The following is an 18852-nucleotide window of genomic DNA, read 5'->3' on the forward strand; positions in this document are numbered from 1 at the left end:
TTATGACAGTAGTTTTGCTTGTTCCCACAAGACATCCATCTCTTCCAAAGAAAGATCCACCAGACTGATATTGGATTCTTCAGCCAGTTTTTCCATTTTCTGGAATCTTGAGATAAATTTTAAATTGGTTCTTTCCAGTGCAGAGTCCGGGTTCAGTCCTGAAATCCTTGCATAATTGATGAGCGAGAAAAATACATCGCCCAGTTCCAGTTCTTTTTTATCTAAATCGGTTTCTTCATGGAATTCCTGAATCTCTTCATCTACTTTTTTCCAGGCGTCTTCTGCATCGTGGAATTCAAATCCGATTCCTTTTACTTTATCCTGAATCCTGTAGGCTTTTACTAAACTTGGAAGACTTTTCGGAACACCACCCAAAATAGATGTATTTCCTTCTTTCAGTTTCAGCTTTTCCCAGTTCTGTTTTACTTCTTCTTCATCTTTCACTTCTGTATCGCCATAAATGTGGGGATGACGGAAGATCAGTTTTTCATTTAAAGAATTGATGACATCAGCAATATCGAAACTTTCTTTTTCCGATCCTATTTTAGAATAAAAGACCAGGTGAAGCAAAACATCGCCCAGCTCTTTTTTGATTTCCTGTAAATCTTCCTGCAGAATAGCATCTGAAAGCTCATACGTTTCTTCAAGCGTCAAATGGCGAAGCGATTGAAGGGTCTGCTTCTGATCCCAGGGGCATTTTTCACGCAGATCATCCATGATGTCTAATAATCTTCCGAAAGCTTCTAATTTTTCTTGTCTGGTATTCATAGGTCTTTGAAAATTCAAGTGATGCAAATTTAGGGTAAATCTTTAATTAAGCCCATTTGTTTCAAGGTAAAAAGACAGTAATAAAAACAAAAATCCCTGTCAGGAAACCTTGACAGGGATTTGTATTTACAAATCAGGATGAATTATCCTTTCTTAGTATGTGTACTTTTTGGAGCTGCTTTCGCTGCAGAAGTAGCTTTTACTTTTGGCTGTGCAGGCTTTTCTGCTTTTGGAGCTGCTTTTTTAGGAGCATCTTTATCAATGCTAACTTCTTCCTGTGCTCCATCTAATGTTTCAGATTCTGCTTTTACGAAGCTTTCAGGAGTAACATATCCAGCTTTCTGAAGGATATTGTACCACTGAGCCAGTTTCTTGATATCTGAAGCATATACTCTTTCTGTATCATAATCAGGAAGAGAAGCCGTCATAAAAACTTTCAGATCATCATCAGAAGATTTGTGAGAAATAGCTTCTTTATAATCGTAATTTTTAGCAATATTTTCAAAAACCTCGAATAAAGGAACTTCTTTATCAAATGTAAACATGGCGATATTATCTAATAAACTCACCTGGCTGGAGTTCCCGATGCTTACTTTTTTCTTAGTCGTAACATCTTCAATGATAAAACCGTTTCTTAATTGAGAAACTAATTTGAAAAGTCCTGGCTTTCCAGAAATTGAAATTATTTTTTCTAACAGCATAATTTTATTTTTTGTAAATTCTGCAATCGGCACGAGGCTTTTTGCTGTTTATTATTTTGTTTTTTAATCCTTGTTTAAATTACTTTGGAAATCTCATTTTGTAACTGATGCTTACCTCTCCATTGGAGATTTTCGTCAGTTTTCCTTTTACTAATTTTTTCTTTAATACACTCAAATGGTCTGTAAACAGCACCCCTTCAATATGATCATATTCATGCTGAATTACGCGGGCTCTAATATCGGAAAAAGTTTCTGTATGTTTCACAAAATTTTCGTCATAATATTCAATAACGATAGTTCCCTTTCTTTTCACATCTTCTCTTACATCCGGAATAGAAAGACACCCTTCATTGAATTTCCATTCTTCGCCGGATTCTTCAAGAATCGTAGCATTAATGAAAACTTTCTTAAAGTTAGCCAGTTCGTCTTTGATGTCTTCATAATCTTCGTCTTCTGCAAGAGGAGTAACGTCGATTACAAACAGGCGCAAGTCCAGCCCGATCTGCGGTGCAGCTAGGCCAATGCCATTGGCACTGTACATCGTTTCGAACATATTATCTATAAGTTCCTGTAAACCGGGATAATCTTTTTCTATATCTTTCCCTACTTTTCTCAAAACAGGATCCCCAAAAGCTCTTATCGGTAAAATCATCTTATTCTTTGTTCTAAAAAATTCTGCAGTATGATAGTTGCACTTACTTTATCAATTAACCCCTTTTCCTGTCTCTTTTTTTTGCTTTTTCCACTTTGGGAAATAAAAAAAGAAGCCATTTTAGAGGTAAATCTCTCATCCAGGCGGTGGACCGGAATACCGGAAAATTCTTTCTGAAATTCTTCAATGAATTTTAAAATATCCGTCTCCACTGCGGAAACATTTCCTTTCAAATCTGTAGGAAGGCCTACTACCACATCATCCACTTTGTTGTCGGTGAAATATTTTTTCAGAAATTCCATCAAAAACCGGGTCTCAACGGTATCCAGGCCGCTTGCAATAATCTGCATATCATCTGTTGCAGCGATACCGCAGCGTGCCTTTCCATAGTCTATTGCAAGGATCTGTCCCATAAGTGTGCAAATTTAGTAAAATTTAATGATTTTATTCATAACGCAGTTTTTTTATAAAAATCATGTTTTATTCCATTATTTTTTTTATAATTTTAATCTTCCAAAAAACGAAAATATGAAGAAACTCATCCTCGTAAGACATGCGAAAAGCGACTGGCCGGAAGAAACGGAGGATTTCGACAGACCTTTGGCAGACAAAGGATTGAAAGATGCAATGAACATGTCCAGATTCATGAAAAGCAATGATATTTCCATTGATCATTTTGTTTCAAGCCCGGCGGTACGTGCGCTGAATACATGCAAAATTTTCAACCAAACCTATCAGCTTAATGTCTCTACGGAAGAGCAGCTTTATAATCCCTCAGAAAGAAATTTTGAATCTGTGATCTACGACCTGGATGACAGCGTGAGCTCTGTAGCTCTTTTTTCTCATAACAATGGAATTTCCAATTTTGCGAATTCCATTTCCGAAGATATTTTTCACTTCCCGACCTGCGGTGTAGCCGGTTTTGAAATAGACTGCAATTCATGGTCTGAATTTGACGGTGCCAAAAAGAAACTCCTGTTCTTTTATGAGCCCGGGAAAATATAATTTTATCTTTTTTTATCTTCTGACCCTCCTACTCTTTTTTTCATGTCATAAAAAGGAGAAGACTTATATTGAAACCATTGCTCTCAATGATGTTCAGCTCCCAAAAGCAACACCTGGTGACTGGAGATATTCCCGGGATGAGCAATTCCAGACTTTTGAAGATTTTCAGAAACTGAATAAAATAAGGCCGGAACCGGGGAAAAATACGATTTACCTTCAGCCAATCGGAGCATTCAGTGAACTCCAAAAGAAGGAAATAAAACTTACGAAAGAATATTTAAACATATATTTCCAGCTGGAAACAAAAATCCTCCCAGCTTTACCCAATACTGTTTTCCCAAAAACGGCGAGAAGAATTTTCAAAGAAGGCCAGGAACAGATTCTGGCAGGCTATGTGCTGGACAGCATTCTGATCAAAAGAAAACCTAAAGATGCCGTGGCCGTCATGGGAATCACAGAAAAAGATCTTTTTCCGAGACCAGAATGGAATTATGTTTTCGGACAGGCTTCTTATATAGACGCTGTGGGTGTCACTTCCCTATACAGATTTTCTAACGGCGATCTATCTGAATCCAATTTTAATGAAAGTCTTGAAAGGCTGATCAAAATAAGTTCACATGAAATCGGACATATGTTCGGACTCAGCCACTGCCTGAACGCCAACTGCGTGATGAATGGAACCAATACACTTACCGAAACTGATTTTCATTTTGCAAGGGCGTGCTCACTCTGCCAGCAGAAATTAAATTCAAGCATTCTGTATGATCATAAAAAACGACTTGCTGATCTTAAACATTTCTTTGAAAAACAGCATTTTAATTCTGAGCTTTCCCGTGCTGAGAAGGATCTTAATCTATTGAAATAATTTTCGTCTCCAAAAAACATCATAAATAGGTTTTGGCTAAAGCCAATTTGAAAATGATTAATAAAAAAACGGGCTAAAGCCCGTTCCTGTTGAATATTTTAATTTTCTTTATTTAGCTTTTCTGCTTTTTAAGATCCAGGTCATCAAAATCAAAGCTGAAATCTGTCACATCTGAAATGGGTTTCAGTTTCGCAGATTCTGCTTTTCCTGTCTCATCATAATTAAAAATAATGTAGGCATCGGCATCATAACTTCTGTCGTCCCATTTGATGATGAATGAATTGTTGGAATATGGCAACAGCTCCCCTTTCAGTCTTGGAGAGTTTTTACAGGAAATTTTGTAGGAGCTTCCCTGTTGCGAAATTTCTACTTCACCAAACCATTGATCGTTGTATTTTCCTACAAACTGCTCTGCTTTCAGCTGCGTATTTTTTTCTTTTTTAAAGGCTTCAGATTTTGCAAAAGCTTCTTTTTTCTGCTTGTCATATTCTGCATTTACTTTTGACATTCTTTCTCCATATGTTTTCAGCCAGTTTCTATCTGCCACGCCCAGGTAAGAATCTTTCACCGTGTTTGTAATCGTATTGAAAGCTGCTCCGGACTGCTGGTTGGTAAGCACCACTATTCCCAGTTTCATATCCGGAATCAGGGTAAACTGCGTCACAGTCCCAATTAATCCACCGGTATGCTGAACTTGCTTATGCCCTTTAACATCACTTAGAAACCATCCTAATCCATAGCCATAAAAACTTGTATCGTAAGGATTTTTCATGGCCACTCTATCAGGAATCTGCAGGCTCCATAACTGCTGTACATTTCTATCTGAAACCAGTTTTTTACCGTCTTTTGTCGTGAAATTATTTAAAAGAAACTCTGCCCAAACGGTCATATCTTTAATATTACTCATAATTCCGCCTGCTGCATTTCCCGTTTCATTCCAGTCATGTGGAACAGCAACAGCTTTCCCATCTACAGGAGCGTGGGCATCGATCTTATTAGACACCGCTTTAGCCCTATTGTAACTCCCAAAACTTGAAATCATCCCAACCGGTTTCATAATCCTCTGCTCAATAAATTCAGCCCAGCTTAATCCGGAAATCCTGTGGATCACTTCTCCGGCTACGATAAACATAACGTTATTATAATCTAAGGTCGTTCTGAAAGGATTTTCAGGCTTCAGATATCTTACATTGTGAACAATATCATTAACCGTCATACCTCCGCCTTCAGGAAAAAACATCAGGTCGCCCTGTCCTAATCCTAATCCGGCTCTGTGCGTGATAAGATCTTTGATGGTTACATTTTGAGAAACATACGGATCATACATCTGAAATTCAGGAATATATTTTGAAACTTTATCGTCCCAGTTCAGTTTTCCTTCATCCGCCAAGATAGCTAAGGCAGTACAGGTAAAGCCTTTCGAGTTTGAAGCGATTCCTACCAATGTGCTGTCATCCATTGGCTGTTTTGTTGCTAAAGAACGCTGTCCGAAACCTTTAGAATAGATCACTTTTCCATCTTTTATAATACCTACGGACATTCCGGGAACGTCGAAAGTTTTTAAAGTATTCTGGATCAGTTCATCCAATTTTTTTTCCTCAACCTGAGCATTAAAGAGCCCTACCGCTGCAAGAAAAAGTAAAAGAGAGAATTTCTTCTTCATTTTTTTTAATTTTCTCAAATTTAATAAATATTAGGCGATGCAGGCTTCCGTTGTACAACTTTGTTTATTTAAAAAGTATCTAAAACTTAATAAAAAATAAATCTTTCCTAACTTTGCAAAAACATTCAGATCTTCATGACAAAAATTCTCCTTCTATCCGATTCCCATTCCTATATAGATGACCGCATTTTAGAATATGCGTCTCAGGCCGATGAAATCTGGCATTGCGGAGATTTTGGAAGTATCGAAGTTATTGAAGAACTTGAAAAAATAAAACCTTTAAAAGGAGTTTACGGAAATATAGACAACGCGAAGATCAGAGCCGAATTTCCGGAAGTAAACCGTTTTTTCTGTGAAGATTTAGAGGTTTTAATGATCCATATTGGTGGATATCCCGGAAAATATACGCCCATCACGAACAAGGAAATTTCTGAAAAGGTACCCAAATTATTTATTTCAGGACATTCTCATATTCTAAAAGCGATGTATGACCAAAAAAATCAACTTCTGCATCTGAATCCGGGAGCCTGTGGTATGCAGGGATGGCATAAGATGAGAACAATGATGCGCTTTGTGGTGGAAGGGGAAGAAATTAAAGATCTGGAAATCATTGAACTGGGACAGAAAAGCTAATTTTGAAAACAATAAAAGAAACAGTACAGTACATGAAAATCGGAGACAAAGTTTCTGTGGTAGATGAGGATTTAAGCGGGATGATTACTTCTGTGAAAGGCAATATTGTTGTTTTCAAAGATGAATATGGGTTTACCTATCAGTATCCAAAAGAGAAGCTGGTTCCGAAAGATGTCAATCTTTATGAAAACATCCGGGTAGTCAAAAAAGCAGAACCGAAGAAAGTAGTTTCTAAAAAGCACCAGAAAAATCACATGGTCCTGGACCTGCACTTTCATCATATGGTTAAAAACCCCAGTGATTATGACAGTTTCGAAAGACTTTTTATTCAAAAAGCAAAGTTGATAGAAGTTCTGGACTTCTGCAGAAAACACAATTTGAAAAGGCTAGAGATCGTTCATGGGATCGGCGACGGAACACTGCAGAGAATGGTTATGGATGTTTTAGAAAGCCAGTCAGATATCGATTTTTACAATAAAGAAATACTTCATCATCAATCAGGTGCCGTTATGATAGAATTTCACTAAATTTGCCTCAATTGAAATATGAACGTACTTAATTTACTTTTTACCAAAGACGGATTAATCTACCAGATTGCAAAAAACAAAAGCATTCTGGAGGAAAAGTCTTATTTCGTTACTGAAGAAACACCGGAGAATCTTATCGGGGATAAACTTGATGAAATTCTGCTGAAGCAAAGGTTTGAAGAGATTCATGTAATCTCTGCACTGAATCATTTTACCCTGATGCCGGAAGGATTTTCAGAACATGATGCAGGATTTGAACTGATTGCTTTTAATGCTCCGGCGGACAGAGAAAAAGAAGAACTGATGCTTTCTGTCAACAAAAGATTCGGGGTACAGTTTTATTATACGTTCCCTAAAAACTTTTATAAAAAAATAAAAGAACTGGCCATCCCCGTTCATTTTAATTTTTCAGGAGAAAAGTTTTTAAACTCTATCAATAATAAGAACAATAAGGAAATCCATATCAATCTGTATCATAACCAGTGTGAGTTTTTTGCCATCGATAACAAGAAAGTCATTTTATACAACAATCTGGATGTGAATTCTGAGGTAGATTTTCTTTATTTCGTCATGTTTACGCTGAGCAAAATAGGTTTCGGAATCAATGAAACCAACTTTTATGCTTATGGCGAGACAACAGAAAATGAAACTTTTATTTCTGAACTTCAGAAATTCGTTAAGAATATGAGGATTGTCTTTGACAATGTTCCCAATAAGAATTTTATATTAAACTAGATTTCAGGCAGCAGGTAACAGGGAGTAATTTCCCCAATACGACTACCTGCCGCCTGTAATCTGCGACCTAACAACTAAATAAATATGTTCAGAATAATCTCAGGCAGGTGGAAAGCCAAAAAAATAGCCGCTCCTAAAAATTTTGATGTAAGACCTACTACAGATTTTGCGAAGGAAGCGCTATTCAGCATCCTGGAAAATAAATATGATATGCAGTCGATTTCAGTGCTTGATCTTTTTGCAGGCATTGGCTCTATTACTTTCGAATTTGCTTCCCGAGGATGCCAGGATGTTACTTCAGTGGAACTGAACCCAAAACATACAAGTTTCATCAATTCTACCGCTTCAGAGCTGGATATGTCAAAACAGATCAGTGTTCAGAGAGGTGATGTTTTCGATTGGCTTAAAAAGTTCAGAAATAAGAAAAGTTTCGAGATTGTATTTTCTGATGCTCCTTTCGAAATGGAAGAGAAGAAATATTATGAGTTACTGTCTTTAGTTCTGAACAATAAATACCTTAAACAGAACGGTTTTATGATCATAGAACATCAGAGCAGGATGAAACTTGATCACCCGAATTTAATAGACACCCGAAAATACGGAAATGTAAGTTTCAGTTTTTTCGAAGCGAATAAAGAAGATAATCAGGAAATTTAATTCCTGATTATTTTTTTTACGGAAAGATCCGGTGCCGCAATGCCCCAATTCGTAATTGCTTCAATTACAGGCAGCAGTGTTTTTCCGAAATCTGTCAATGTATATTCTACCATTAAAGGAGGTTTTTCCGTATAGACCTTCCTGTTGACGATATGGTCGTCCTCAAGTTGTTTAAGCTGAAGGCTTAAGGTTCTTTCCGTGATCGTCGGAATTAGTTTTCTTAATTCATTATATCTTTTGGCACCTTTCGTCAAATGAACTAAAATCACAGCCTTCCATTTTCCCCCTATAAACTTCATCGTTACGCTGGTACAGCACGGATATTCTTTGTTATCTATTGTATACATTTTATACTATCATTTTTTACCGTTATTGCAAAGGTAACAAACTTAAATTACTTTTGTAACTATAAAAATGATAGTATAATGATTTATGAGCTTTTTAGAACAAATGAAAAACAGGTATACTGTAAAAAAGTATAATCCTCAAGGCAAAATCAGTGCAGAACAGATTGCCGAACTGAAAGAGATCCTTAATTTAAGTCCATCTTCCATCAACAGCCAACCATGGAATTTTATTTTTATTAATCATCCTGAAATCAGGGAACAATTGGCGGAAGCGTCTTATCTTAATAAGGAAAAAGTACTGGAGAGCAGTCATGTGATTGTATTCCAGGTGATGAAAAATCTGGAAGAATTTGAAAAGCAGATCGAAGAAAACCTTCCGGAAGGCTCTGTTAATTATTACAGAACCATGGTAAAACCGAATGGTGAAGCTGCGGTCCGTTCATGGATGGGACATCAGGTTTATCTGTCGCTGGGCGTTCTTCTTTCTGCGTGTGCTGCGATGGGAATTGACTCTACTCCCATGGAAGGTATTGAAACGGATAAATATGACGGAATTCTGAAAAATGATTCTTATGAAACACTTTTTGCCGTTGCTATAGGAAAAAGAGCTGACAATGACAGCAACCATCCGGAAGTAACTCCAAAAAGAAGGCTGAAAAGTGAAATGGTGATCTTAGAACATTAATATTTCAGGATTTTCCTTTAAAAATAAAAGCTGTTCCAAAAGAAACAGCTTTTATATTATAATACTTTCAATTCTAAATCGATGGTCTTTCCAAAGAATTTTTTAGAGATCTTCTCGAAGTTTTTCGTCAGATCTGAAAGATAGAAGTGATAGTTGGGTTTTGGATTATTGTCATTCAAAAGATGGTACTTATCCAGAATGATCTTCAGATGATTGGCTACAATATTGGGAGAGTCAATCACTCGGACTCTGTTTCCATAATATTGCTTGATTTCATCAATCAACAGTGGATAATGCGTACAACCGAGAATCAACGTTTCAATATTTTTCAGCTTGTTATTGCTTAAGTAATTATAAATGATCGCATGCGTAATCGGATGGTTCTTAAACCCTTCTTCAATGGCAGGAACCAGCAAAGGTGTGGCAAGTTCATCTACTTTGATCCATTTATTCTGCTTTCTGATACTCTTTTTATACAATCCCGAATTCACCGTTGCTTTTGTAGCAATCACTCCAACGTTATTGTGAATCTCGTAAGCTACTTTTTCAGCAACCGGATTAATAACGTCTATAACGGGAACTTTTCCATTCACAGACTGCATGACCTCATTCAAAGCATTCGCTGTAGCCGTATTACAGGCAATAACAATAGCTTTGCAGTTCTGCTGAAGCAGAAAATTGGTGATTTTGGTAGAGTATTCTATAATCGCATCTTTCGACTTTTCCCCGTACGGAAGGTGTTTCGTATCCCCGAAATAGATCAGATCTTCGTGTGGAAGAAGTCTTTTGATCTCTTTGGCTACAGTAAGTCCTCCCACTCCACTATCGAAAATACCGATAGGCTGGCTTGGCGAAAGATGTGAATAATCTTGTTTTTTAGTTTTCAAGTGAGCTGAAATTTTACACAAAAATACGAAGATTTTTAGATTCTGTATTCCAGATTCCGGACTTTATTTCTACAGGATGATTTTATAACAATTAAGCTATTATTATGATTAAACTATTATGTTTCAACCTCGTTCAACATACATTGTTAAACATGATATTTTAATAAAGTTTAAAGTATTAGATATATCATGCTGAGCGTAGTCGAAGTATCTTTATTAAATTAATGCTTATACAATAAATAGATCCGATGCAATTCCGTCTGCCATGAACCAATGCTTTTCAGGAATTTTAAGATGATTATTTTCAATCACCAAAATGCCTTCTTCAATTTTTGATCTTATCTCGTTTTGAAAATGTTCATGAACCTGAGCACTGAATTTATCATTGAGGCTTCCCATATCTACTCCCCAAATCGTCCTCAGACCGATCATAATCATTTCATTGAACTGGTCGTTCTGCGACAGGATTTCTTCTTCTTTGGCAAGAATTCCGGTATAAAGTTTCTTAATATACTGCTGATTGTTGGCAACATTCCAGCTTCGGACATCAAAACCATTGTATGAATGTGCAGAAGGACCTATTCCCAGATACTCTTTATACTTCCAATAAGCGGAATTATGCTTTGAATAAAAGCCGGGTTTCGCAAAATTGGAGACTTCGTAATGCTCAAATCCGTTGTCTTTTAAGAAATCCGAGAGATAATAGAACTCTTCATTCTGTTCTTCTTCTTTGGGACTGGCGACTTTACCTGTCGATATCCAGCTCTCCAACGTAGTTTTTGGTTCAACAGTCAATGCATAAGACGAGATATGAGGAACTTCAAGGGCAATGGTTTTGTTTAAATTCTCTTTCCAGATCTCCAGATTGGAGGTCGGCGAGCCATAAATCAAATCTATACTTAAGTTTTCAAACCCAAAATCCTGTGCTCTTTTGATGGAACCTTCAGCTTCGGAAGCATTATGGGCCCGATTCATTAACTTTAAATCTTCATTAAAGAAACTCTGGGTACCAATAGACAGTCTGTTAACGGGAGATTTTGAGAGCTGTTTCAGGAAATTTTTATCCAGATCATCGGGATTGGCTTCTAAAGTAACTTCAATATCGGGGTCAAAACTGAAATACTTCAGCACTTCATCAATCATTGAGGAGATCTCATCTGCTGAAAGAATGGAAGGGGTTCCGCCTCCAAAATACAGTGATTTTAAACTTTTATTGTCTAATTCGTTTTTCCGGAGTCTGATTTCCGTCTTCATAGCACTGATCATTTCATCTTTAAAGTTCAAAGATGTAGAAAAGTGAAAATTACAGTAGCTGCATTTTTGCTTGCAGAAGGGAATGTGAATGTATATCATAAAAAAAGCTCTGAAAATTTCAGAGCTCAAATTTATTTAAATTAAATCAGATTAATATCTATATCCTCTATGATTAATAAAGTTATCAAAGTTATACCCTAAGCTCAGCATAAAGCTGTTTCCACCATAAGTCTGGATATCAGACATTCCGATGTTATAAGTAGCTCCGATCATTAATTTATTAATTCTAACTTTAACAACTGGTGCCACCTGTAGCTGCTGGCTGTCAAATCTGTTCTGTACCGTTCTGTAACTTACTCCGGCAGAGAATGAATTGATGTCATTAAAGAAAGTAGCCATTAAGTTATAGTCGATCATTCTTGTTGAATTGGTATTCAGGTTGATCAACGCTGATGGCGTTACAAAGATATTATCAGCAAAATGCCAGTTATATCCTAAGTTTAAGAAGAATTTAATTGGTGAAGGCTCAATTCCGTTCACGATTGCCTTGTCGTTACTTAACGCAATATCGTTCACAGAGATCCCTGCAAAGATATTTCTGTAAGTAGCTGCTGCACCAAAGTTGGCATAAGCCATAAAAATATTCCCTTCTTTTCCGATCAATAATGGATCGTAACCATCTTCAACATTCACTGAAGTATAGTCAAAGTTCATATTATAAAATGAAACACTAGTACCGAAAGAGAATTGGTCTTTTCTTTCTCCTTCACTGCTTAGTGGAATAAAGTATGAAGCTCCCGCTGTAATACCGCCTGCAGAAATAGGTCCATTACTGTCTCTAAAAATAGAGAGCCCTGCTCCTACTCTGTCGAAGATGTTCCCGTTAATTCCTATAGACTGCGTATTTGGAGAATCGCTAAACTTGTCAAATTGTTTGTGGTAATTAGCATTAAGCTGTACGTAATCTGTCTTACCGTACTGAGCTGGGTTGAACAGGAATTCACCATCCAAAAGATATTGCTGATAGTATGGTAGTGATTCTTGTGCTTTGTATGCATTTGACAAAAGAGCTAAACATACGATAGCATATAGTTTTCTCATAACAAATCTTGATTTCAATTCAACAAATATAAAAAAATTCTCAATATATTTTTAGTTTTCTAAATAATTTCTCCATTTTTTTACGGCATCCGCCATATCTTTCGGCATTGGGCTCTCAAAATACAATTCCTTTTTTGTGGTTGGGTGTATAAACCCTAAAGTATGGGCATGGAGTGCATGTCTTGGCAGAATTTCAAAAACATTTTTTATAAACTGCTTATACTTAGGTAGATTCACTCCTCTAAGAGGTGTATGCCCTTCATATCTTTCGTCATTAAACAAAGTATGGCCGATATGTTTGAAATGCGCCCTGATTTGATGCGTTCTTCCTGTTTCAAGTTTACATTCCACCCACGTCATATATCTGAAGCGCTCCAATACCTTGTAATGCGTAACGGCATGCTTCCCGTGGCTTCCATCTTCATAAACGGACATCTGCATTCTATTCTTGGGATGTCTTCCTATATGCCCTGTAATTGTGCCTTCCTCTTCCTGAGGATTTCCCCAGACAAAAGCCCAATACAATCTTTTTGTCGTTCTGTTGAAAAACTGTTTTGCTAAAAAGCTTAATGCATATTCATTTTTTGCCACCACCAAAAGTCCGGAAGTATCTTTATCAATTCTGTGCACAAGACCTACTCTGTCCAGATCAGATTTTTGTCCGTTCTTTTCAAAATGGAAAGCCAATGCATTCACCAGGGTTTTATCCCAGTTTCCATGGCCGGGATGTACAACCATTCCGGGTTCTTTATCCACCACGACCAAATCATCATCTTCGTAGATGATATTAACGGGAATATCCTGAGGAATAATCACATTTTCTCTCGGTGGATGGGTAAGAAGCACCGAAACCTGGTCCCCGGGCTTGACACGGTAGTTCTGCTTCACCGGAGTGCCGTTTACGATCACGTTTCCAGCTCTGCAGGTCTGCGAAATTTTATTCCGTGAAGAGTTTTGTCTGTATATTAATAAGAATTTATCGATTCTCAACGGCTCCTGTTTTTTATCAACTTTGATATTAAGATGCTCATACAATCCTTTATTTTCCTCATCAATATCGATATTCTCCATACTGTCGGAATCTAATAATTCTTCATCTAAAAAATCCTCGTTATCTTCTGCCATTATTTTATTTTTTTACGCAAAAGGCCCCAACATTTTGCAGTTGAAGCCTATATTTTATATAATAAACCGTTATTATTCTACTACTACTTTTTTAGCTTTTGGCTTTTGAGCTGGCGGTTGTGCCGTATTTCCAGCTGATGCCGGCTTACTGCTACCTCCAGAACCCTGGCTGCTTGTCGCAGTGGTTTTAGGCTTTTCTGCCCCGGTTCCGGCTGGCTTAGTTCCAGTGGCTGCACTGGTTTTGGCCGGTTCTGTTTTAGCAGGTTCAGGTTTTGGAATTTCCTTTTTAGGCACAGGTGCCGCTACGGGTGGGGCATAATTGGGTTCCGAATAGTTGGGAACTTCATCATAATGTACCGGAGGCAGTGATGTGTCTACCTTCATACGATAGATAGAGTTCAGTTGTTCTACTTTAGCTCTGAGCTCAGCAGGGGTTCTCTTACTCGCCCAAAGGTCGATCTGCATTCCCTGGTCTCTTACATCTCCGGCAGCAGGATCCTGATAATAGATAATATCAGATTCATCTTTACTTCCATCTTCATGCTCTACCAATCCAACCTCAAACATACTTTTTAAGATCACAGCTTTGGCTTCTTTTACGGAAAGCCCTACCACACTAGGAATTGAAATATTCCTCATAGGTCCTGACCCCAAAACAACATCAATCACAGAGAATCTCGGAAGACGTGATCCTGGATTAACAGCATTACCTTTATATAACACTCTTAAAAGAGCATCTTTCTGAATACTTGGTTCATAGATGGTATCCCCGATCTTAAGACCAACCTGATCCAGTCTCTGGAAAGCCAGTCCTGAATATCTATTGATCACATCAGGAATCGTAATAGGCGCCCAGGTTCTTGGATTAACAACAATTCTCACCAGCGATCCTGGTTTTACACGCGAACTGGATATAGGATGCATCTTTAAAACCTGAAAAGGCTTATATACAGGATTATATTCAGCACTGTCTACTTCATACTCCAGTCCAGTATCCTCCAATATTTTTACGGCATCATAAACAGATTTATTGATGACATTGGGTACAGGAATTTCCTGACCGTGATTGGTATGATATTCCAACCAGCGGAAAGTAAGCCACACCAATCCCACAAAAACACCGATGGCGACTACTAAATTCAGTAAAACTTTCCAATTGAAAAGTGATTTAAGCATACTTAAAAATACTTTAATTATAACGGCAAATATAGCTAATAATTTTAAATGTACTTTTATTTAACACAATTCATTTTCAATTTTAAAATTTCTGATTTTCCCTTATTGCATTACATAAAATGATTAAATTTGCCTTAATTGATACTATAATGGTTATGAGCAAAAAAAGTGTTGCCGTTGTCATGGGAGGCTATTCAGACGAATATGTGGTCTCCTTAAAAAGCGGTCAGTTGATCTACGATTCTCTGGACAGAAATCTATATGATGTATATAAAGTGGTCATCCTTAAAGATGAATGGTATTTTTTAGGGGATAACGATAAGAAATATGAAATCAACCGCGGAGATTTTTCAGTGACGTTAGATCATGATGAAAAACTGAAATTCGATGCCTGTTTCAACATTATCCACGGAACCCCGGGTGAAAATGGAATACTTCAGGCCTATTGGGATGCCATCGGGCAGAAATATACCGGTTGCGGTTTTTATGAAAGCGCTTTGACCTTCAATAAAAAAGATACATTGGCGGTATTGGCAAAATATGGAATCCCTTCTGCTAAAAGCATTTATTTAAGAAAAGGAGAAGAGATCAATACAGACGAAATCGTAGAAAGTCTAGGGCTTCCGGTTTTTGTTAAGCCGAATCAGTCAGGATCATCTCTTGGAATTTCAAAAGTAAAAGAGAAGTCGGAATTAATCGCTGCTACAGAAATAGCATTCAAGGAAGATGATGAAATTCTGATCGAAAGTTTTCTGAACGGAATGGAAGTTTCCGTGGGGGTCATAGATTTCAAAGGGGAAACCATCGTTTTAGGAATCACTGAAATTGTACCTACCAATGAATTCTTCGATTATGAAGCTAAATACGAAGGGGCTTCAGAAGAAATTACCCCGGCAAGAATTGACGATGCCACCAGAATCAGAGTGGAAGAAATTTCAAAAAGAGCTTACAATTCTCTGGGAATGAGCGGATTTTCAAGAAGCGAATTTATCCTTATGGACGGAATTCCCTATATGCTTGAAATGAATACCAATCCAGGATTCTCCCCGGCCAGTATTCTGCCACAACAAGCAAGACATTATGGAATCTCTGTCACAGACTTATGTGGAAATGAGGTAGAAAAAGCATTGAATAAATAATAGTTAGAAATTAGAGGTTAGATGTTAGAGGATGGAAGTTTGAAGACAGGAGATAGAGGTAACAACCAGAAACCCTTATCCCTAAAATCATCACTCAACCTGTAACTCGTACCCCGTAACTCATCATAACACGTAAAACATGAAAATTGCTGTTTTCCCCGGATCCTTTGATCCTATTACTCTGGGACATTATGATATTATTGAAAGAGCGGCTCCGCTTTTTGACAAACTGATTATTGCAATCGGACAGAATTCCCAAAAAAGGTATATGTTTCCCCTTGAAAAAAGAATGGAATTTATCCAAAATTCCGTATCCGAATTTCCCAATGTGGAAGTTGACTTTTTCGAAGGATTAACGGTAGACTATTGTTTTGAAAAGAATGCTCAATATATTCTGAGAGGCCTAAGAAACCCTGCCGATTTTGAATTTGAGAAAGCCATCGCTCACACCAACCGAACTTTGGCCCACAAAAAACTGGAAACCGTATTCTTATTGACCTCATCAGGAAAATCTTTCATCAGCAGCAGCATTGTAAGGGAGATCATCAACCACGATGGAGAATATGAACTGTTGGTTCCGGACTCCGTCAGGGTAAAAAAAATAAGTAATGAGTAATGGATAATGAGTAATTTGGGGAATATGGATTACAATCAAATTTTTCGGGAAAGAACTAAAAACTTTTCTATTCTTGTGATCAAATCTCTCTCATCATTACCTTATTCAGATGATGTTTCGATCATAAGAAAGCAAATCATAAGATCTTCCACATCAGTAGCAGCAAATTACAGAGCCGTTTCAAGAGCAAGATCTGAAAAGGAAAAATTTGCTAAACTATGCATTGTTGTAGAAGAAATTGATGAGACTCAACTTTGGCTTGAAATTATTGAAGAACTGGAATACCTAAGCCCTGAAAAAATGATACATTTAAAATCAGAATGTGAAGAACTTGTAAAGGTTATGACTAAGTATAAATTTAGATTATCCCAGTTTTAAATGGCATAATTTTTATTACTCATTGCCCATTACCTATTACTCATAATATATGCACGAACAGTTCAATTTTGCCATAGAAGTACTCGGAACCATTTCCTTTGCGATGTCGGGGAGTTTTGCAGCTATGCAGAAACGCCTTGATCCGTTTGGGGTTCTGATTATTGCGTTCGTTACTTCTGTAGGGGGAGGAACTGTGAGAGATTTATTGCTTGACATTCCGGTATTCTGGATGCACGACCTTTTAACGTGTGCCCTCATCCTGGGAACAAGCATTTTTGCAATGGTCTTCAAGTCTATTGAAAAGAACTTTAAAGTAACACTGTTTATTTTCGACAGCTTCGGACTGGGATTATTTACGATTATCGGGGTTCAGAAAGGGCTTAATGCCGAAATTCATCCGCTGATATGTATCGCACTGGGAACCATTACCGGCTGTTTTGGAGGAATTATACGGGACATCCTCCTGAACAGGATTCCGCTGATCTTCAGGAAAGAAATCTATGCTACAGCATGTATCGTTGGAGGATCCGTCTTTCTTCTGATGACGAAATTCATCCCACTTTCCTATACCTTTATACAGATCTTCACTATTATATTGATTGTCGCGATCCGAACGCTTGCCGTGAAATACCAATGGCAGATGCCCAAGTTTTATGGGTATGATCAGAATTCTGAGATGTGACAACCTATGGATTCAGTAAAATAAAAAAGCACCTCAAATTGAGGTGCTTTCGTTTTTCGTCTATTTTTCTTAGAAGGATTTCCCTCTCTGTCTCATATTCGGGTTGTGCATGTGTTTCTGCATAGAAGGCATTTTCAGCTGATCTTTCATCATTTTGATCTGATCCGCCATCATTCCTGCGCTATCTAATCTTTTAGCCTCTTCCAGAAGCTTTTGTCCTTCCTGTCTTCTTCCTTTGGAAATAGCGACTGCTGCAAGATTCAATGTAGCCATGGCTCTGTCATGCTTCATATTTAATCCATATTCCAAAGCTTTTTTCATAAGAGGTTCTACTTTGGCAGGGTGTTCCTGAGCCTGAGTAAGGCCCATTAAATAGTGAAAGTATCCATACTGAGATTTATGAAGCTGTGCCTGGTAATTGGTAATTCCATTTAACCATTTTGCTGCTTTTTCCATATTCTGTTTTCTCAGCTGCCAAAAGGCAAGAAGGATATATTCGTTTTTGATGAAAAGTAAAATAGGCAGTGCTGCAAGAAGGAATACTACAATTCCCCAGCCTAGATTTCTTGTGAAAATCATCATATAAAGTCCTAGAAGTATAAGAACTGCTGCAATTACAATTTTTATGTACTTATTCATTATTCAGTTTTAAGAGTGCAAAGATAGAAAATTTACGGGTTAGAAGCTAGAGGTTACGGGTTAGAATTTTCATAACTACTCTGTCTTGATCCGTTCAAAAGTCTGAAAACAAAAATCATATTGATTCTTTTCATCTTTTTCATGACAGGTCTCTTCAGTTTTTTTCCAAATCTTCATGTCAATCTTTGGAAAGAATGTATCGGCTTCAAGATCAGCCTTTACTAAAGTCACCTCTAATTTGTCAGCCATATCTATAGTCTGCTCATAAATATTTCCGCCACCGATGATGAATACATTTTCATCAATTTTTTTAGCAAATTTTACAGCTTCTTTGATGCTTCCCACGATCAGAATACCTTCTACAAACCAGTTTTTCTTTCTGGAAACAACAATATTCGTACGGTTAGGAAGTGCCTTTCCTATACTTTCATAGGTTTTTCTTCCCATAATAATAGGATGTCCGGAAGTAATATCTTTAAAGTGTTTCAGGTCTGTTGGAAGATGCCACAGCAGTTTATTTTCAAAACCGATCTCGTTTTTCTCTCCCATTGCCACCACTATTGTTGTCATTCTAATAATTTTTTACAAAATTAGCACATAATTTGTATATTTGATTA

The 18852-nt window shown here is 37.3% G+C and carries 24 protein-coding genes; 11 read left to right on the forward strand and 13 right to left on the reverse strand.

What is annotated here, in order from left to right; translation table 11 throughout:
• The 4 genes from mazG to ruvX all read right to left on the reverse strand — a co-directional run bounded on the left by mazG (nucleotide 1) and on the right by ruvX (nucleotide 2534).
• Complete coding sequence (mazG, locus tag NZD88_RS06565; protein WP_259828333.1) at nucleotides 1-768, reverse strand: nucleoside triphosphate pyrophosphohydrolase; 768 nt, start codon at nucleotides 766-768, stop codon at nucleotides 1-3.
• Nucleotides 769-911: 143 nt separating this feature from the next.
• On the reverse strand, nucleotides 912-1469 hold the full coding sequence (locus NZD88_RS06570) for a DUF5606 family protein (protein ID WP_169235213.1): 558 nt from the start codon (nucleotides 1467-1469) through the stop codon (nucleotides 912-914).
• A gap of 79 nt (nucleotides 1470-1548) precedes the next feature.
• Nucleotides 1549-2121, reverse strand: coding sequence for a peptide deformylase (gene def, locus NZD88_RS06575; protein ID WP_073331991.1), 573 nt, complete (start codon nucleotides 2119-2121; stop codon nucleotides 1549-1551).
• Entirely contained in the window at nucleotides 2118-2534 is a 417-nt protein-coding gene (gene ruvX, locus NZD88_RS06580; RefSeq protein WP_259828334.1) for a Holliday junction resolvase RuvX, read from the reverse strand. The genes def and ruvX overlap by 4 nt, the downstream gene beginning before the upstream one ends.
• Nucleotides 2535-2649: 115 nt before the next feature.
• Here ruvX and NZD88_RS06585 point away from each other — a divergent pair, with 115 nt between their 5' ends.
• Both NZD88_RS06585 and NZD88_RS06590 read left to right on the forward strand, forming a co-directional pair.
• Complete coding sequence (locus NZD88_RS06585) at nucleotides 2650-3126, forward strand: SixA phosphatase family protein (RefSeq protein ID WP_259828335.1); 477 nt, start codon at nucleotides 2650-2652, stop codon at nucleotides 3124-3126.
• A complete protein-coding gene (locus tag NZD88_RS06590) occupies nucleotides 3107-3991 on the forward strand; it encodes an archaemetzincin (RefSeq protein WP_259828337.1) in 885 nt (294 codons plus the stop codon). Before NZD88_RS06585 ends, NZD88_RS06590 begins: the two co-directional genes overlap by 20 nt.
• A gap of 112 nt (nucleotides 3992-4103) precedes the next feature.
• Here NZD88_RS06590 and NZD88_RS06595 read toward each other — a convergent pair whose 3' ends face one another.
• The gene (locus NZD88_RS06595; protein ID WP_259828338.1) at nucleotides 4104-5654 is read right to left on the reverse strand and encodes a serine hydrolase; all 1551 of its coding nucleotides are present in this window, start codon (nucleotides 5652-5654) and stop codon (nucleotides 4104-4106) included.
• Between the two features lie 135 nt (nucleotides 5655-5789).
• On the opposite strand from NZD88_RS06595, the gene NZD88_RS06600 reads away from it, so the two are divergent.
• The 4 genes from NZD88_RS06600 (at nucleotide 5790) to NZD88_RS06615 (ending at nucleotide 8206) form a co-directional block, all read left to right on the forward strand.
• The gene (locus NZD88_RS06600) at nucleotides 5790-6287 is read left to right on the forward strand and encodes a metallophosphoesterase family protein (protein ID WP_259828339.1); all 498 of its coding nucleotides are present in this window, start codon (nucleotides 5790-5792) and stop codon (nucleotides 6285-6287) included.
• A gap of 2 nt (nucleotides 6288-6289) precedes the next feature.
• On the forward strand, nucleotides 6290-6814 hold the full coding sequence (locus tag NZD88_RS06605) for a Smr/MutS family protein (RefSeq protein WP_394354156.1): 525 nt from the start codon (nucleotides 6290-6292) through the stop codon (nucleotides 6812-6814).
• Nucleotides 6815-6832: 18 nt separating this feature from the next.
• Nucleotides 6833-7549 (forward strand): DUF3822 family protein, encoded by a 717-nt coding sequence (locus NZD88_RS06610; protein ID WP_169235218.1) that lies wholly within the window; start codon nucleotides 6833-6835, stop codon nucleotides 7547-7549.
• A gap of 84 nt (nucleotides 7550-7633) precedes the next feature.
• Nucleotides 7634-8206, forward strand: a complete 573-nt coding sequence (locus tag NZD88_RS06615) for an RsmD family RNA methyltransferase (RefSeq protein ID WP_169235219.1) — start codon at nucleotides 7634-7636, stop codon at nucleotides 8204-8206.
• On the opposite strand, the gene NZD88_RS06620 is transcribed toward NZD88_RS06615, so the two are convergent.
• Complete coding sequence (locus tag NZD88_RS06620; RefSeq protein ID WP_169235220.1) at nucleotides 8203-8553, reverse strand: winged helix-turn-helix transcriptional regulator; 351 nt, start codon at nucleotides 8551-8553, stop codon at nucleotides 8203-8205. The genes NZD88_RS06615 and NZD88_RS06620 overlap by 4 nt on opposite strands.
• A gap of 85 nt (nucleotides 8554-8638) precedes the next feature.
• Between NZD88_RS06620 and NZD88_RS06625 the strand changes: the two genes are divergently transcribed.
• Nucleotides 8639-9238 carry a nitroreductase family protein gene (locus NZD88_RS06625; protein ID WP_259828340.1) on the forward strand — a complete coding sequence of 200 codons (600 nt, stop codon included), beginning with the start codon at nucleotides 8639-8641 and terminating at the stop codon, nucleotides 9236-9238.
• Between the two features lie 56 nt (nucleotides 9239-9294).
• On the opposite strand, the gene murI is transcribed toward NZD88_RS06625, so the two are convergent.
• The 5 genes from murI to NZD88_RS06650 all read right to left on the reverse strand — a co-directional run bounded on the left by murI (nucleotide 9295) and on the right by NZD88_RS06650 (nucleotide 14781).
• The gene (murI, locus tag NZD88_RS06630) at nucleotides 9295-10125 is read right to left on the reverse strand and encodes a glutamate racemase (protein ID WP_048502928.1); all 831 of its coding nucleotides are present in this window, start codon (nucleotides 10123-10125) and stop codon (nucleotides 9295-9297) included.
• Between the two features lie 228 nt (nucleotides 10126-10353).
• A complete protein-coding gene (hemW, locus tag NZD88_RS06635) occupies nucleotides 10354-11478 on the reverse strand; it encodes a radical SAM family heme chaperone HemW (protein WP_259828341.1) in 1125 nt (374 codons plus the stop codon).
• A gap of 51 nt (nucleotides 11479-11529) precedes the next feature.
• Nucleotides 11530-12480 carry a PorP/SprF family type IX secretion system membrane protein gene (locus tag NZD88_RS06640; RefSeq protein ID WP_169235223.1) on the reverse strand — a complete coding sequence of 317 codons (951 nt, stop codon included), beginning with the start codon at nucleotides 12478-12480 and terminating at the stop codon, nucleotides 11530-11532.
• 51 nt (nucleotides 12481-12531) lie between these two features.
• Nucleotides 12532-13605: an RluA family pseudouridine synthase gene (locus NZD88_RS06645; protein ID WP_259828342.1), complete on the reverse strand. Its 1074-nt coding sequence runs from the start codon at nucleotides 13603-13605 to the stop codon at nucleotides 12532-12534.
• Nucleotides 13606-13677: 72 nt separating this feature from the next.
• Nucleotides 13678-14781 (reverse strand): PASTA domain-containing protein, encoded by a 1104-nt coding sequence (locus NZD88_RS06650; protein ID WP_259828344.1) that lies wholly within the window; start codon nucleotides 14779-14781, stop codon nucleotides 13678-13680.
• A 155-nt stretch (nucleotides 14782-14936) separates the two neighbouring features.
• Here NZD88_RS06650 and NZD88_RS06655 point away from each other — a divergent pair, with 155 nt between their 5' ends.
• From NZD88_RS06655 to NZD88_RS06670, 4 genes are all read left to right on the forward strand, one after another.
• The gene (locus NZD88_RS06655) at nucleotides 14937-15920 is read left to right on the forward strand and encodes a D-alanine--D-alanine ligase (protein WP_259828345.1); all 984 of its coding nucleotides are present in this window, start codon (nucleotides 14937-14939) and stop codon (nucleotides 15918-15920) included.
• A 139-nt stretch (nucleotides 15921-16059) separates the two neighbouring features.
• Nucleotides 16060-16536, forward strand: coding sequence for a pantetheine-phosphate adenylyltransferase (coaD, locus tag NZD88_RS06660; RefSeq protein WP_259828346.1), 477 nt, complete (start codon nucleotides 16060-16062; stop codon nucleotides 16534-16536).
• Nucleotides 16537-16560: 24 nt separating this feature from the next.
• Complete coding sequence (locus tag NZD88_RS06665; protein WP_259828347.1) at nucleotides 16561-16914, forward strand: four helix bundle protein; 354 nt, start codon at nucleotides 16561-16563, stop codon at nucleotides 16912-16914.
• Nucleotides 16915-16963: 49 nt separating this feature from the next.
• On the forward strand, nucleotides 16964-17596 hold the full coding sequence (locus tag NZD88_RS06670) for a trimeric intracellular cation channel family protein (RefSeq protein WP_259828348.1): 633 nt from the start codon (nucleotides 16964-16966) through the stop codon (nucleotides 17594-17596).
• A 69-nt stretch (nucleotides 17597-17665) separates the two neighbouring features.
• On the opposite strand, the gene NZD88_RS06675 is transcribed toward NZD88_RS06670, so the two are convergent.
• Complete coding sequence (locus NZD88_RS06675) at nucleotides 17666-18235, reverse strand: DUF2892 domain-containing protein (RefSeq protein ID WP_169235228.1); 570 nt, start codon at nucleotides 18233-18235, stop codon at nucleotides 17666-17668.
• Nucleotides 18236-18310: 75 nt separating this feature from the next.
• Complete coding sequence (locus tag NZD88_RS06680) at nucleotides 18311-18805, reverse strand: dihydrofolate reductase (RefSeq protein ID WP_259828349.1); 495 nt, start codon at nucleotides 18803-18805, stop codon at nucleotides 18311-18313.
• Nucleotides 18806-18852: the final 47 nt, after the last annotated feature.

Origin of the sequence: Chryseobacterium pyrolae, assembly GCF_025153485.1 — a bacterium.
Lineage (GTDB): Bacteria > Bacteroidota > Bacteroidia > Flavobacteriales > Weeksellaceae > Chryseobacterium > Chryseobacterium antibioticum.

Excerpts from the sequence above, each read along its gene's own strand:
- mazG (WP_259828333.1), bottom strand. The coding sequence starts at position 768 with ATGAATACCAGACAAGAAAAATTAGAAGCTTTCGGAAGATTATTAGAC.
- NZD88_RS06570 (WP_169235213.1), bottom strand. The coding sequence starts at position 1,469 with ATGCTGTTAGAAAAAATAATTTCAATTTCTGGAAAGCCAGGACTTTTC.
- def (WP_073331991.1), bottom strand. The coding sequence starts at position 2,121 with ATGATTTTACCGATAAGAGCTTTTGGGGATCCTGTTTTGAGAAAAGTA.
- ruvX (WP_259828334.1), bottom strand. The coding sequence starts at position 2,534 with ATGGGACAGATCCTTGCAATAGACTATGGAAAGGCACGCTGCGGTATC.
- NZD88_RS06585 (WP_259828335.1), top strand. The coding sequence starts at position 2,650 with ATGAAGAAACTCATCCTCGTAAGACATGCGAAAAGCGACTGGCCGGAA.
- NZD88_RS06590 (WP_259828337.1), top strand. The coding sequence starts at position 3,107 with ATGAGCCCGGGAAAATATAATTTTATCTTTTTTTATCTTCTGACCCTC.
- NZD88_RS06595 (WP_259828338.1), bottom strand. The coding sequence starts at position 5,654 with ATGAAGAAGAAATTCTCTCTTTTACTTTTTCTTGCAGCGGTAGGGCTC.
- NZD88_RS06600 (WP_259828339.1), top strand. The coding sequence starts at position 5,790 with ATGACAAAAATTCTCCTTCTATCCGATTCCCATTCCTATATAGATGAC.
- NZD88_RS06610 (WP_169235218.1), top strand. The coding sequence starts at position 6,833 with ATGAACGTACTTAATTTACTTTTTACCAAAGACGGATTAATCTACCAG.
- NZD88_RS06615 (WP_169235219.1), top strand. The coding sequence starts at position 7,634 with ATGTTCAGAATAATCTCAGGCAGGTGGAAAGCCAAAAAAATAGCCGCT.
- NZD88_RS06620 (WP_169235220.1), bottom strand. The coding sequence starts at position 8,553 with ATGTATACAATAGATAACAAAGAATATCCGTGCTGTACCAGCGTAACG.
- NZD88_RS06625 (WP_259828340.1), top strand. The coding sequence starts at position 8,639 with ATGAGCTTTTTAGAACAAATGAAAAACAGGTATACTGTAAAAAAGTAT.
- hemW (WP_259828341.1), bottom strand. The coding sequence starts at position 11,478 with ATGATATACATTCACATTCCCTTCTGCAAGCAAAAATGCAGCTACTGT.
- NZD88_RS06640 (WP_169235223.1), bottom strand. The coding sequence starts at position 12,480 with ATGAGAAAACTATATGCTATCGTATGTTTAGCTCTTTTGTCAAATGCA.
- NZD88_RS06645 (WP_259828342.1), bottom strand. The coding sequence starts at position 13,605 with ATGGCAGAAGATAACGAGGATTTTTTAGATGAAGAATTATTAGATTCC.
- NZD88_RS06650 (WP_259828344.1), bottom strand. The coding sequence starts at position 14,781 with ATGCTTAAATCACTTTTCAATTGGAAAGTTTTACTGAATTTAGTAGTC.
- NZD88_RS06655 (WP_259828345.1), top strand. The coding sequence starts at position 14,937 with ATGAGCAAAAAAAGTGTTGCCGTTGTCATGGGAGGCTATTCAGACGAA.
- coaD (WP_259828346.1), top strand. The coding sequence starts at position 16,060 with ATGAAAATTGCTGTTTTCCCCGGATCCTTTGATCCTATTACTCTGGGA.
- NZD88_RS06665 (WP_259828347.1), top strand. The coding sequence starts at position 16,561 with ATGGATTACAATCAAATTTTTCGGGAAAGAACTAAAAACTTTTCTATT.
- NZD88_RS06670 (WP_259828348.1), top strand. The coding sequence starts at position 16,964 with ATGCACGAACAGTTCAATTTTGCCATAGAAGTACTCGGAACCATTTCC.
- NZD88_RS06675 (WP_169235228.1), bottom strand. The coding sequence starts at position 18,235 with ATGAATAAGTACATAAAAATTGTAATTGCAGCAGTTCTTATACTTCTA.
- NZD88_RS06680 (WP_259828349.1), bottom strand. The coding sequence starts at position 18,805 with ATGACAACAATAGTGGTGGCAATGGGAGAGAAAAACGAGATCGGTTTT.